Raw genomic sequence first — 14,312 nt, 5'->3', positions numbered from 1 at the left:
CGCTGCGTCTCTCTCCTCGTCGTTACTGCAGGCCGAGTCTTCTGCAGGCCGACGCGTAGGCCGACGTGCAGATCTGCTGGACGGTCCAGAAGCCGTCTCTGACCACGGTGTCTCTGATGTTCTCGGCGGTCACGGGGACCGGGTCGAGGATCACCGACGGCACGTCCTTCATGCCGTTGTTGACTCTCTGGTTGACGATCGAGCTGTCTCTGCCGTTGAGCAGGTCGACGGCGAGCTGGGCGGCGTCCTCGGCCTCCGGCTTGATCGCCTTGTAGATCGTCATGTACTGCTGTCCGGCGACGATCCGCTGGATGCCGGCGAGCTCGGCGTCCTGGCCGGTCGTCGGGCGGGTCGCCGGGTCGATGCCGTTCGATCTCATTGCTGCGATCGCGCCGCCGGCGGTGCCGTCGTTGGCGGCGTAGACGCCGACGAAGTTGTTTCTGCCGAGCGCGGTGATCGCCTGCTCCATCTCCGTCTGCGCTCTGTCCGGCGACCAGTCCGGCGTGTCGTACTCCTTGCCGATTCTGATCCCCTCGGCGGTGTCGAAGACGCTGTGGGCGCCTCTCTTGAAGAGGGCGGCGTTGGGATCGGTCGGCGCGCCGTTGATCATCACGATGTCGCCGGTTCTGCCGTCTCTTCTGAGCTTGTCGACGAGCGCCTGCGCCTGCAGCTCGCCGACTCTCGCGTTGTCGAACGAGATGTAGTAGTCGACGTCGGCGTTCTCGATCGCGCGGTCGTAGGCGATCACGCCGATGTTCGACTGCTTGGCGCGGGTCGCGATCGCGGCGGCGGCTCTGCCGTCGACCGGGTCGAGCACGAGCACTCTCGCGCCGTTGGTGATCGCGGCCTCGGCCTGCTGCTGCTGCTGGGAGGCGTCCTGCTCCGCGTTGGAGTAGATGACCTCGCAGTCGGGGCAGAGTCTTCTGATCTGCGCCTCGAACAGCGGACGATCCTGCGACTCGTAACGAGCCGTCTTGTTCTCCGGCAGGAGCAGCGCGATCTTGCCGCTCGTGCTGCCGCCACCGCCGGTGGTCGACGCCGCCCCACCGCTGGCGGTGCTCGTCGTGTTGCTGTCGTCATCGCTGCCGCAGGCGGCGAGCGTCCCCATGCTGATCGCGGCGGAGGCCGCGACGGCGAGGATGCGAACGTACCTCTTGTCCATGCGTCTGACTCCTCCTGTGGGTGGGATTACCCGACTTGCTTCTGCTGTACGTCCTTGGGGGGATGAAGCGCGAAGCCGTCGACGTCCCGCAACACCAGGGCCGCCGCGCCGAGCACCTCGGCGCGGCGCCCCAGCACCCCGGGAACGATCTCGACGTTGCCTCCGGCCGCTGGGACCGCGTGGCGGGTCACCTCGTCGCGCAAGGGGTCGAGGAGCACGTCGCCGGCGGCGCTGAGGTCGCCGCCGACGACGACCTTGGCCGGATTCAAGACATTGCAAACCTGTGCGATGACCACGCCGATCGCCCGCGCGGCGTCGCCTATGACACGGCGTGAGGCGCGGTCGCCCTCGCGCGCGTGCGCGATGACCTGTTCGATCGTGATGTCGGCGCCGCGCGCGGGACGCAGCAGGTCGACGATCTGGCGGGTCGAGGCGATCGTCTCCAGGCAGCCGCGGTTGCCGCAGCGGCAGACCGGGCCGTGCTCGTCGACCATCGAGTGGCCCAGCTCGCCGGCGATGCCGCCGGAGCCGGTGTAGAGCTGGCCGCCGAGCACGAGCCCGCCGCCGATGCCGCTGGAGACCTTGATGTAGACGAAGTCGTCGCTGCCGCGGCCGGCGCCCCAGGTCAGCTCGGCGAGCGCGCCGAGGTTGGCGTCGTTCTCGGCCTTGACCGGGATCCCCAGCTGACGCGCGACGACCTCCTCGGGACGGACCCCGACCCAGCCGGGCAGGATCGCCGAAGAGCCGACCTCGCCGGTCGCGACGTCGATCGGCCCCGGCACGCCCATGCCCGCGCCGATGATGTCGGTTTGTGCGACGCCAGCCTCGGCGAGCGCCTGACCGGCCAGCTCGACCGCGGCGTCGAAGCCCTCTTGGGCCGACTGCTCGGTCTCCATCGGCCGCTCGAGATCGGCGAGCACGGTGTGCGCGAGGTCGGAGACGATCACACGCACGTGGCGCTTGCCGAAGTCGATCCCGAGCGCGACCCCGGCGGCCCGCTCGAGGCTGAGCAGGACCGGCGGCCGACCGCCCTGCGGCCCGGCGCCGTCGACCTCGCGCTCGGCGACGAGGCCCTGCGCCTGCATGTCGGCGATCAGCGTCGAGACGGTCGAGCGGGAGAGGCCGGTGCGCCGCGCCAGCTCGGCACGGCTGATCAGTCCGGCACGCCGCAGCTCGTCGACGACCAGCCTGCGATTGCGGTCGCGCAACGACGCCAGCGATCCGCTGGGCTCTCTCCTCATGAGAGCGATCTAACCTGACTCCCAGGCGGTATGTCAAGACTCAGGCAGAACCTTCACGAAACACACACATAGTTCTGCCGGAGAGCGGACAAGCGAGGTTTGAGGCCCCGCCTGAACGACGACGGGACGGCATCTCGCGATGCCGCCCCGTGCGGTCCTACGTCGATGACAGCCGAGCGGCTTCTACTTCTTCGCCGCTCTTCTCGATCTGCTGCTTCTTCTGCTTCTGCCTCTGGCGGTTGCCTTGCCACAGCCGCTGACGCTGATCGTCTTCGACTGCGACAGTCTCTTGCCGTTCTGCGCGATGAACGCCACGTCCGCCTTCAGCGCTCTTCTCGTCGCCGGCAGACAGGCGTTTCTCGTCAGCCCGACCGGACCGTTTCTGTCGCCCGAGGCGAGCGTCAGCCGGAACTTCGAGAACGGCACGTCCGGCACCGTGTCGAAGGTCGTCCGCAGCTTCAGGCCGTCGAGCGTGACCTTGCCGACGAGGTCGAAGTCGACCTGCCCTCTGAGACGGATGACGAGATCCGGCAGTCTCCGCGCCGGCGTGTAGACGAAGTACGCCGGACCCTTGAGCGGGTCGCGGAGCAGCGGCGTCACCACCGAGGCGTTGCCGACGGACATCGGGCATCTGTCCGCTCTGAACTGCTCGAGCGTGCAGGCTCTTCTCTTGTTGACGACGTCAAGCCGGGCGTTGATCGCGAGCGGCAGCGTCACCTGCACCGATCTCTGGTTCGCCTGCGCTCTCGACATCTGGATCGTGACGTCGAGCGGCGTCCGTCTCCCGGCCGTCAGCTTGCCCTTGGCGCCGACCTTCAGCGTCATCTTCGGCGTGAAGGGAAGCGCCGAGCAGTTGCCGACCTGGAAGCGGCTGGCGACGTTCGCGATCGCGCCCTGAAGGGAGCTGATCTGCCCGCCGACTCTCGACGCCGAGCAGTTGGTCGGGTTGAACGTGAAGCCGGGCCGGTCGACCTTCACCTCGACGAGACGGATCTGCAGCGGAATGCCCTCGAGGATCGACGGCAGCGGATCGGAGACGATTCTCAGCTCCGCCGTGGTGCGATCGACGAAGATCGCCGCCCGCACGACCACGGTGCCGAGGTCGAACGGACCGGCGACCGCCGGCACGACGATCGAGAGCCCGAACGGCGCTCCCTTGTACGGGCCGGTGATGTACACCCGGCCCGGCAGCGAGAACGGGTTGGAGCCCGCGCCCGCAGCCGTCGTGACGTTGCCGATCTTCGAGTCGTCACCGCACGTGCCGGCAGCCGCCTGGCCGTCGCTGCAGAGGCTGACGCTGGCGATCCGCGCCAGCAGGCCTCTCGGCATGTTGACCGATACGCCACCCAGCTCCGCGTCTTGATCAGTGCGCGCGACTCCGAGCGTGAAGACCGAATCCGCTCCGCCGACCGGATTGGCCATTCCCGCGTTGAATGTCGGAGCAAAAGGCTCGGCGGGGCAAGGCGCACCATTGCCGTCATACGAGACCTGGAACGAAGACGTCAATGTGACGGGCGCAGTCCCGCTCCAAGGCGTCAGGACCGCTGTGGTCGTCGCCGTCCCACATGTCTTCGGCAGCGACAGCGGCGCTCGCGGACCGGTGTTGAGACTGACCTTGAGCGTGTCGAACGGGATCTCCGGGTTGTCATCGAACAAAACGTGCACCCGCCCTGTGACGGGGTCGAGCGTCACGTTGCCGGGCAACTTGACGAGCAGGCCTGGTCCTCGCGCCACGATGTACAGCGCGATCAGCGATCCAAACTTGTTGTCTCTCTGCTTCGCGAGGAAGACATCGCCCGTGAGCGTGTCCTCGATCAGCGGCGTATGCAGCGATATCGAGCCTATCTTCGAGTTCTCGGGACACGTCGAATCGTTATCGCTACCGAGTGCGATCTCGTCCGAAGTGCAAGCTCCCAGTCCGCCCGCCTGGGCTGGATTGACGCGCATCCCGTCGGGCAGTGTCAGCTCCGCGCTCTTCAAATGCGCCGTTGCGAATCCATCGGGGTTCTGACTCTGCGGTACCTCGAGCGTGACGTCGAGACCCGTCGGCGCGCGACTCTTGCGCGCGGAAGGCTGGGCTGTCATCAGCGGGTCGAAGGCAAGCTTGTCGCAGCCGGTGACGATTGTCGGCTCGCCGTCGAAGTCCCTGTCGAAGCTGGCCGTGTCGAAAACTCCTGGTGTCTCCCAAGAATCCGCCCGCATTCTCGTCACGACGGCCGCACCAGTGCATCGTGTGGGGTTCGTCATCAGCGGCACGCGGGCCGACTGCGGCGGCAACGTTCCGGTCCGCTCAGCGTCATGCGACGGATCCGCCGGAACACCCCAGAGCGTGACGGTGACGGCTGAGAGATTGAGTCCTTGCGATGTATCGCCAACGTCAGCGGCGATGCGATATCCGCCGTCGGCACGCACCCCAGGAATGATCTTGACGACCGCTCCTATGATGTTCGCCGCGAACATACCCGGTCGTCCCGTCGGCGGCTCCATGTTGTAAAGGGGGAACGCACCCATCGAGCCATAGATGCCAGATGGCGTGAGTACTCCAACTTGCGAGCCAACCGGACAGATCGTGGAGATAGCCTGAACGCCACCGGTCAGCTGCTCCTCACTGCACTGGTCGAACAACGCCGGTGCACCAACGAGGCCTGGCGGAAGATCGATAAGGATGCTCTTAGCTGACTCCGTCGCTTGCGGCGTCTCGAAACCAGGGAAGATCTCTGTCTGTCTCGTCTCAAACTCGATTGTCGTTGTAACGTCTGGGTGGGCGCCCGCTTGTGTTAACCGTCTCCCGTCGGCAGACGTGGCCGCGCCGCCGAACGATCTGATTCTGAGCGCCGCATCCGCCGACGGCGGGCGGGCGTTCAATGCTCCCATGACAACGACAAACATCAGGACAACGACGGCGACCATCCCAAACCGATCCAAGGGCCACGAGCCGAGACAGCCGCTGCCTCGCTCGCTGTAGTTGTGACGTTTGCGATCCATCTCTTCCTCACCCATGGCTAGCGGTTCCTCGACTGCCGGCGTTCGCCTGCGTCCTACCGTGGCCCCTTCTCCTTTGTGTGCTTCTGAAATTCAGGCGGGTTGTGGCATGCGATTTCTTTCCGGTTCGAGGCGTAAAGCGAAGGTCGAGCCTGACGCTCAATCTTCCTGTACTGCGGAGGGTTCGCCGAGCCGCCGATCTGAGCGCGAGACGTACCGCAACGACACCCCGCCCTGCAGCTCGTACGCTCGCGGTCGCAACGCCCCTTCCACTCACCTCGAGCACCCCGGCCCCAGAGAGCGCCACCCTCACCGTCGCACTGCCACCTCTCATCGTCTTCGACCCTATAGCGATCGACGATGGCTTCGGTTGTGTACCGCCCGACGCTTGCCCGGTCCCGCTCAGATCCTCCGATCCGGATCTCACCAAGGTCGGTGGTGCTGTCGGAAATCCCTGGCAGTCTGCGCCTCTACAAACCGGCGGCCGAGGAGCCGACGCACCCTGCGAGGGAAGGCCACCTCCGATTCGTGCGACATAAGCGTCAACGAGCTGATCGGTGTCACGCCCGACCAGTTGCTGGCGCGTCGCGAGCGCGATCGTCGAGCCGTCGGCGCTCATGTCCTCGAACAGCGTGTCTGAGTCGCCACGACCGGTGCTGATGAGCTCCAATCTTCCGGCTTGCCACGTGTACACGTCGCGGCGGCCGTTGACATCAGCCGGTACGAGTGCGTCAGACGATTCGAATGCCACCTTGCCGTCGTCCGTGAGCACGTTCGACAGGTGGCGCAGGCCTGGAACCTGGCTCGGGCGGAAAAGCGCGTAGCCCTTTGGTGGTGAGCCGTCAGGGTCGCATGACGCACACGACATGGTTCTTTCCACGGTGTCGTAGACGAAGATTTGCGAACAGAGCGGGTTCGACGCCGTGGCACACCCGGGGCCGGAGCTGTCGTACGCCGTGAGGTTGGCCGATGCCTGAAGCGTGAAGTACCGACCATCGGGGCTGATCTGATTCGATCCGGGATTGAGATCCGTTGCGTTGCCAAGATCGGCGACGAAGCGGAGTTCGCCGTCTCGCACGACATAGAGGTTTCTGGTTCCAGCAGGCGCTCCGGGAGCAAAGGCCCCTTGTGCCTGGAAGAAGAGCGTCGATCCGTCGGCTGAGACCCGTCCGAGCACTGCTGACAACACGCGTTCGCCCGGTCTCACGTTCGCGAGGAGATCTGTAAGTCTCCCGGTTCTTGCGTCGTAACGGTAAAGCGTGTCATCTGGGGCACCGGGATCACCAGTGTCGGAATCGTCCGTCAGCGGCACTGGACTGAAGAAGAACACCGTCGACAGATCGCCGCTCGCACCGATGAAGTAGGCCGGCTGCCGCTGCGCCGGATCGTCCCCAGCTCGCTGCGACGCAGTCACTTGTACGGGTGTCGCTCCGTCTCTCACCAAATAGATTCCCGATGCATACGTTCCGAAGCTGTCGTTCGGAGTCAACAGCTTCGCACTCCCGTCCGGTGTGACAGTAGGGACGAGCGTGCTCGTCAGATGCGCGTTGATTGGATGGGGCTCGCCGGCAGGCTGCACAGTCATCTCGCCCAAACCACTGCTCGCACGCCATTCGGACGAAGAACTAAAGAAGAGGCTTCCCAGGTCGTGTGTCACTGCGGCCAGGCTGATGTCAGCTCCGATGTCGCTCCAGTTTCCCAGCCCTGTCCCAACCAGCTCATAAGAACCAGAAACCAGGTCGCGAATGTACACGTTTTGCCCTGCGTCAACTGCCCCCGGCGCAAGGGCTTCGTTGCTGAAGACGACCGCACGCACTCCATCGTCCGACAGTGCGAACGTCATTTGAGTCCGCAAGAAGGTGGTGTCAGTCTTCGTCGGTGGATCAACTGACGTTATGTCCCAGTCGCTGGACATTCGCCGTCCGACATAGCGAGTAAACGCCGGCCCCCCCTCCGCACCGGGGAGAGCGCCAGCAGCGGTGAACAGGAGCGCATTCCCGTCCGGCGTGAGCTGGAACCCGCCGTTCGAAATGCCGCCAATGCCGTAGTTCGGCGAGTGGCTCGCGAAAACTCCCACTCCGTTCTTCGCAAGAGGACTCACCATCTCATATCGCCATACCGAGGAGTCGGCAAGCGCCGGCGCGGCTGCGACCGTTAACACCATTCCAGCGGCGACGAACACCGCAACCGCACGACGCCGTCGGCGCCAGCGGTCGTTAGACAGTAGCGACAACTCTCTCTCCCTCTCAACCTCTACACCCAGGGGGCAACCAAACTTCCGGTCCACCAACCCACCTCTTCTCTACACCACATCCGCACTATAAACAGGTGCGTTTGCGATGTCAACCACTGGCCGTCTCCGGAGGCGCGCCCTCTACCGGATGCCGCCTGCCTCTGACTGCTTTCCCCATCGCCGCACGTCCCGGCTAGTCCTACTACGGATTCTTCAGCAGTTGTTGCTTCTCTAGTATTTACGCGGTGCTGGTCGAGACTGTCGGAGCATGACCGGCAGATGCCAAGCTCGAACGCGCCGCCAGGGAACAAAGGCGGTGTCACTCTCTTACGGACCATCGACGAGTTGCGTTGCCGATGTGACAGCGTCGCGACAGTCCCTCCGACGTCGAAGCAGAGCGAGGCCATCCAAGCTTCGATCGCCAGTCAACGCTGACAGATGTTCAGAAATGCATCCCGCGACGATGGCATCGATGGCCTCCTATCACCGACCGACAGACGGGGGCACACCAAATCCTCCTGTCTCGTCGCCGAGCAATCGCGAGCGGAGGCCACTCAGCAGCGCCCCCGCTCACGACTATGGGCCTAGATTAACGTATTAGGCCAGTGGCCCAGCACCGGCGTCAGGCACCGGACTAAACTAGTGTTCCAGTGACAGCAGGCGTGAATCTGAACGTCCCAACGAAACCGCCTCTCAAGCCAGCGGAGATGCCGATCGCTCCGCAATTTGGGCTCGTCGACGCGGTGTTAATTGTAAGACCTAGCACGTCTAGCCCGCCCGCCGTAACTCCGTCGAACGACAAGCTGCTCACCGAGACTAGTGTCGGCGGGGCTGTCGAGGTGACGGTCGTTAGACCCGACGCCGTACCGCCGAGTGTAAACGTGCACACACCCGGGACCGCAAAGGTAATACCACTCGTCGGAACAGTAATTCTGAGTAGCACACCGGTTATTCTGCCACTCGCTAGTAGTGCGGTAATCACGCCCGTCCAGGCCGACGTTTGAGTGATCGTTGTCGAGATTCCGTTCGTCGTACAAGTATTGAATGCAACGCTTCCGAGCGGGATCGTAACCGCTCCGCTGGAGCTTATTCTTGCAGCAATATTGAATTGTCTGCAAACGGTCGTTCCACGAGTACCGTCCGCTCTATTTATAAAGAGCGACGTATCCCCCGTGCTCGCCGCAGTCGTCGCCGTCGTGTTAATACTGAGCGTTGCTGCGAACGCGCTGCTTGAACCAAGCAGCAACAGCACCAACCCGGCAATCGCGATACATGTGTTACGCACCATGCGTGACATGGAATGCTTTCCTCCTAGAGAATGTTGATACCCGATCAGACCGGTGCTCGATTCCCCCTTTCCCCGACATTGCACCGGTTTTGTTTATTATATCACTCTGTTTATAAGAATGCAACAGCGATGCTATTGCACCGCAGTCGCGCCCGCGCCGGCATATTCATGTCTTAGCCGTTCTGAGTCCGCCAGAGCCGTGAGACCCCCTGACGACCCGTCATCACCGCAAGACATCCGCCAGGATTGCCTGGCCGGTCAGTTCGATGCAGCACGCGCACGTCGCGCTTGCGCGCCATACGGCCAGCACTCCCAACGGGACAGTAGCCGTCCCGGTAGAACTCAATCTCATATTGACATTCACCTGCCTGCAAACGCCGGTTTCACTACACCCGCCGGTCCCGCCGCATATAACGAGTAATGAATCGCCTACAGCGGCTGCGACAGTAGACCTCGTGTTGATGCGAGCGTTGCAAACAGCCAACCAGCAACAACACCGACCCCGCAATGGCGATACATGCGTGATGAGCGAAGCGTGACATAGAACTCTCTGCTCTCAATACGAAGTCCACTACGAGACATTTCGATGCTGGAGGCAGTACCGCTAGGCGTCCGCGGTAGCGTCCAGAACCTCACGCAAACCCGCTCGCACTTGACAAGCACTACTACTTCTTTCTAGTGTTTCGCACGGCGCTCGTCGCACCTACTCCAGGTGCCGTCGTGTTCCGCTGCGATCAGTTCTACCGCTGCTGGTCCACTCGCACTGTTGGGGGATGTGCGGTGCGCGCTCGTCTTGTCCATATCTTCGGCCGTGGTGGCCGAAGTGAGAGGAGAGAACATCCATGAGGATGCGTAGTCGTCTCGTCGCGCTCGCAGTTGGAAGCTGCCTCGCGTCTACCGTTGTCGGCGGTAGCGCTTCGGCGGCGTTCCCGGACTTCTCCGGCTGCATCAGATCCACCCCGAACGTCTTCGCCTGTATCGATATCGCGTCGTTCGACGGCAGCATGACGATCAAGGGCTTCAGAGTTCCGATCGGTTCGTCGTTCGGTATTCGCGGCACGCTTGCAATAGACGGAACCCAGCCGTCTGGCTTCCGCTTTGTGCCGCCGACCGGCTCCACCGGGATCTTCGCCAAGCCGATCCAAGTCCCGGGAGGACTCCTCGGCATCGACTTCCCGATCCCCGGCAACGCCGTCACAGCGACCGCGCAGCTCGCCGGGATTCCCTCGAGAATTCAAATTAACCCTGGCACTTTCGAGGTGAGAGTTCCCGTCAAGCTCGCACTGACGAATCCCATCATCGGACCGGGCTGCTCCATCGGTTCGACTTCGTCGCCGGTCAATCTCGATCTGATCGTCGGCACGACCAGCCCGCCGGCGCCGAACAGACCGATCTCCGGGAGACCAGGAACGTTCGACTTCACCAACCCGAACTACGTCCTTGTCAACGGTGGGCGCAATGTTGACAACTCGTTCTCGATTCCGGGTGCATCTGGCTGCGGCATCGGCCTTGGCCTGATCAACTCGATTGTGAACCTGAAGCTGAAGCTTCCCTCTGCTAGCGGTAACAACGAGATCGTCGTCGACAACAACGTCGCTATCGGCGGCCTCTAGGTCTCCGACATTTTGCTGGACGTCGTCCAGCTTCAGCAGTCGGTTCGGAGGTGCCACCCAGCTTTGCTGGTGGCACCTCCGATCATGCCAGCGTAACATCGACTGGATCTGCAGTGCGTGCCCCGACAAGCTCGTGTAACAGCTTCTCCCACCGATAGGCGTGTTGATTGATGGTCTGTCCGGCGCCCCACTTCGCCGCTCTGCGCGCCAACCGACGTCGGTGCGCATCGTGGGTGATCAGCCAATTCAGCGCTTCGAACCAATCGCCATCCGCGACCATCCGTCCGCCTTCGCGTGCGCCGAGGCCGACGTACTCGCCGACAGACGATGCGAGCCACGGGATCCCCAGGATCGCGTATTCCTTCAGCTTGATGTTGGAGCGAGCACGGCTGAACGGTATGTCCGCCAACGGAGCCATGCCGAGGTCCCATCCCGCCAGCGCAGCCGGAAGTCGGGCAAACGGAATTCCGTCGACATGTAGGTACCGGTCATGTTTGATCGGCAATCTCAAGCCGATCGTCCGCAGTTCGACATGCTCGTGCACTCTGAGGATCCGCTCGAGCGTCGGGGCGATCGGCAGCGCATCGGCGTCGAGATGATGCTCCTTGCCCGCGATCCAACCAATCACCAGCTGCCCCGGGCGCTGACCACGGCGAAGGAAGACCGTTTCGTCGGCGACGTAATTCTCAAGCAGCGCCGCACGGTGAACCCCGTACGCCTCAAATCTCTCCACAAGAGCGCGGCTCGGGGCCGTCACGACGTCCGCCGCGAGCGCCATCGCGCGGATCGCCTCCAAGCGGCGTTTGCCTCGCAAACCTCCATAATTGCGCGCTCCTGCACTTCCCGGCGGCAATGCACCGAAGTCGTCGTCGTTGTCAAAGACCATTGGAAGGCCCGTTTGCGAGACGTACTCGACGACGCGCATGGCGACATCATCGTGCTGCCGGTGAACAAGAACCGCGTCGCACCCTCGAAGCCGATCAAGTCGGAGAGTTCGAAGCTCCATGGAGGGTGCGATCTGGCGGACGTCGTGGCCGCGACGTCTCAGAGCAGTCATTGGCCCGACTGCGCGATACCAGCCATTGGGTATCGTCGGATCGGCGTAGTAGGCGATCTTCAGACGTCGCCCGTTCGCCGGCTGGGCTTCTTGCCCGCTTCGCCATGGAAGGCGCACGCTCACTCCTCCCTGCTCGCGGCCTCGCCACCCGCGAAGCGATCGTGGAGTGAAGACGTCGCTCGCCGCTGGCGCCCCATGGTTGCCGCGAACCCTCCCGTGATCAAGCACAGACTTATCAACGTAATGACCGCACTGGTCTTCAGTCCCGGCATCGCGTAACTCCAGACAATCTTGTGGTGTCCCTCCTCGACGACGACACCGCGCATCAGGTTGTCAACTTGGATTGGTTCCGCCGACACACCGTCGACCTTCACAGTCCATCCCTCAGTGAGATTGTCATTGAGGACTACGAGCCCTCTGCGGTCCAGCCGCACATCCAGCGCCACGCTGCTGTTCCGCTCATCGGTGATCGCGACAGTCCCGTGTACAGGTGGCTTTCCAGCGAGAGCGGTTGCGTCGTCTTTCCCGCGCTCGATCAACGCCGTCGCTGTGGGTGAAAAGTCAGGGCGAGCGATCAGGTTGCGAACTGTCTCCTGGTCCTCAGCGATGTCGACCCTTGAAGCTACTCGTGCTCGAGGGACAGCACCGACGTTCGAAAGGATCGTTGCATCACTGCCAGCGTAGACGACGCTCAAGGCACCGAGCACCGGGTCTCTTCTGACGCTTCTGTCCAATCTGAGCCCCGGATCGGCAATCAGGTAGCGCGTCCCGAGCATGCTCAGCACCTGGAGCCCTTCAGGCTCCAGATTCCCGACCCCGAACGGAGTCCAATCGATCTGTCCTGGGTTGGCGATCAGCCAAAGGTCGTAGAAACGTTGCGTTGGATTTGGGGGATCGTATCCGCGGACATCGGAAAGTCCGTAGGTCATCGTCCAATCCTGTGGCAAGGCCCCGCCGAGTCCCACTATCCGACCTTCTCGCGCGTGCCGCTTCAGGTAGTCGATTGCCGGCGTAGTCGGAGGGATCGCCTTGTCGGCACTCGCCATCGGCTGATAGCCGTTGGCAAAGTGCAGCGCGTCGATCGCCGCGAGCAGCACAACGGCAACCGCGATCCCATAGCGCCAGCGCGGCCGGCGGATCGCGAGCAGCAGCGCGATGCCAACGCCGAGTGAGAGCAGCAGGAACCACGTGACGCTCGTGAGTGCAAGGACCTCTCTGACCGCGAAGTCGGTGCCGGTCGCGAAATGCTTCCAGAGGTCTCTGAACTCCGAGCCGTTCGCTCCGATCGTGAACATCGCGATGAAGCCGAACAGCAGCGCGACACCGGGAACCGCGAGCCGCCAGCGCTCGTCCGCCGGCCGAGCGGTCAGCTCGTGAAGTCCAAACGCGGCCAAGATCGCGACAGCGAACGCGTAGACAAAATGCATGCGCTGGTTCTGGACGAGGTCGAACGGCGGCACGTTGGTGACGAAGTCCCACAGGACAGGCAGGTGCAGCGGGACTGCCAGCCCGATGAACGCGAGCAGCACGAACGCCCCTTTGGCACGCCAGTTCCTGCGAGAGACCAACGCAACCAGTGCGAACAGGAGCGCGACGACACCACCGTAGAAGGTCCGCTCGTTGTAGTTGACGACACCGCCTGCGCTGGTTGCCGACCCGCCGAGTTCAACTCTGCTGGGCCGACCCCACCAGTCGGGGAAGACCGTCGTCTTGATTGCGTCGAACGGCATCACCGTGCCGGGCAACGTCCCATTGCCTCCAGCCCGTGCCTTCGTGCCGATGGTTCCGTTGCTCGAGAGCGTCTCTGGGATCAGCATCACCGCCATCAGCATCGCTCCGAGCAAGAGCCCGCCTCCTACGAACACCAGCCGACGCAGCCGCGTCCCGCGCTCGAGGTCAGGCACCAGCCAGATGCGAACGATCGCGTAGAGCCCTGCGATCGCCATGAGGTGAACCTGCATGCCAGGATGGCCTCCGCCGAGCCCAACAGCAGTCGCGACGGCGAGCCAGAGCGTCGTGCTCAACCGCCCGCTCGCATAGATCCGCTCGATGAGCCAGAGCATCCACGGCAGCAACACTGCGACGGCGGGCAAGGTCTCGTGGGTCAGCCAGGTGATGTTGAACGCGCAGAAGGCGAATGCGACGCCGCCGAGCAACCCCGGAAGGAACCCGAGTCTCAGCTGACGTGCGAGCAAGTACGTTCCAAACCCACCAGCCCACAGCTTAAGTGCTGCGGAGAGTCCAAGCGCGTAGTTGAGCGGCAGCGTCCACAGCAGCCAGTTGAACGGCGTGAACAGCCCGTTCTGCGGGTTGGAGAAGAATGGGATCCCACCGAAGATCTGGGTGTTCCAAAGCGGCAGGGTCCCATCGTGGAGCGCCTGACGGGCGTACCACCGCCACGGGTATACGGCCATCGGAATGTCGCTCAGGAGCGGGTTGTAGTAGTTGCCGAGATCTGATGGTGCATACGATTGCCATGGGGTGAAGCCGTACATCAGACCTATCGGCGACAAGATCTTCTCGCCGATCAGCACCGGCCACAGATAGACGATGACAAGCAGCGCGATCAGCAGAGCGGCTGACAGGTCAGGATGCGCGACGAAGTAGCGGATCACGGGCGCGTCGGCGACGATGCGAGCACGCGTCCGCCGCGGCGGGTTAGCATGCGCAGTGGCAGGTCCCTGAATCGTGGTCATGCTCTCGAGCCGCTCCTTTTCGGTGTTATCCGCACGCCAT

General features: G+C 63.3%; 7 protein-coding genes. 1 reads left to right on the top strand and 6 read right to left on the bottom strand.

Annotated elements, in window-relative coordinates; translation table 11 throughout:
• Positions 1-22: 22 nt before the first annotated feature.
• The 4 genes from Q7L73_RS03525 to Q7L73_RS03510 form a co-directional block, all read right to left on the bottom strand.
• Positions 23-1,162, bottom strand: coding sequence for a sugar ABC transporter substrate-binding protein (locus Q7L73_RS03525; RefSeq protein ID WP_304686408.1), 1,140 nt, complete (start codon positions 1,160-1,162; stop codon positions 23-25).
• 26 nt (positions 1,163-1,188) lie between these two features.
• A complete protein-coding gene (locus tag Q7L73_RS03520; RefSeq protein ID WP_304686405.1) occupies positions 1,189-2,403 on the bottom strand; it encodes an ROK family transcriptional regulator in 1,215 nt (404 codons plus the stop codon).
• Between the two features lie 183 nt (positions 2,404-2,586).
• Positions 2,587-5,403: a hypothetical protein gene (locus tag Q7L73_RS03515; RefSeq protein WP_304686400.1), complete on the bottom strand. Its 2,817-nt coding sequence runs from the start codon at positions 5,401-5,403 to the stop codon at positions 2,587-2,589.
• Positions 5,396-7,567 (bottom strand): hypothetical protein, encoded by a 2,172-nt coding sequence (locus Q7L73_RS03510; RefSeq protein ID WP_304715480.1) that lies wholly within the window; start codon positions 7,565-7,567, stop codon positions 5,396-5,398. Before Q7L73_RS03510 ends, Q7L73_RS03515 begins: the two co-directional genes overlap by 8 nt.
• Before the next feature lie 2,181 nt (positions 7,568-9,748).
• On the opposite strand from Q7L73_RS03510, the gene Q7L73_RS03505 reads away from it, so the two are divergent.
• The gene (locus Q7L73_RS03505; RefSeq protein WP_304686389.1) at positions 9,749-10,519 is read left to right on the top strand and encodes a hypothetical protein; all 771 of its coding nucleotides are present in this window, start codon (positions 9,749-9,751) and stop codon (positions 10,517-10,519) included.
• 82 nt (positions 10,520-10,601) lie between these two features.
• Here Q7L73_RS03505 and Q7L73_RS03500 read toward each other — a convergent pair whose 3' ends face one another.
• Together Q7L73_RS03500 and Q7L73_RS03495 are read right to left on the bottom strand one after the other, a co-directional pair.
• Positions 10,602-11,444: a hypothetical protein gene (locus Q7L73_RS03500; protein ID WP_304686381.1), complete on the bottom strand. Its 843-nt coding sequence runs from the start codon at positions 11,442-11,444 to the stop codon at positions 10,602-10,604.
• A 251-nt stretch (positions 11,445-11,695) separates the two neighbouring features.
• Entirely contained in the window at positions 11,696-14,272 is a 2,577-nt protein-coding gene (locus Q7L73_RS03495; protein WP_304686378.1) for a hypothetical protein, read from the bottom strand.
• Between the last annotated feature and the right edge of the window lie 40 nt (positions 14,273-14,312).

The sequence above is a fragment of the Conexibacter sp. CPCC 205762 genome, assembly GCF_030646155.1.
In the GTDB taxonomy this organism is placed as follows: Bacteria; Actinomycetota; Thermoleophilia; order Solirubrobacterales; family Solirubrobacteraceae; genus Conexibacter.
Note: the sequence above shows the minus strand (reverse complement) of the source record. Positions and strands in the feature narration are given on the sequence as shown.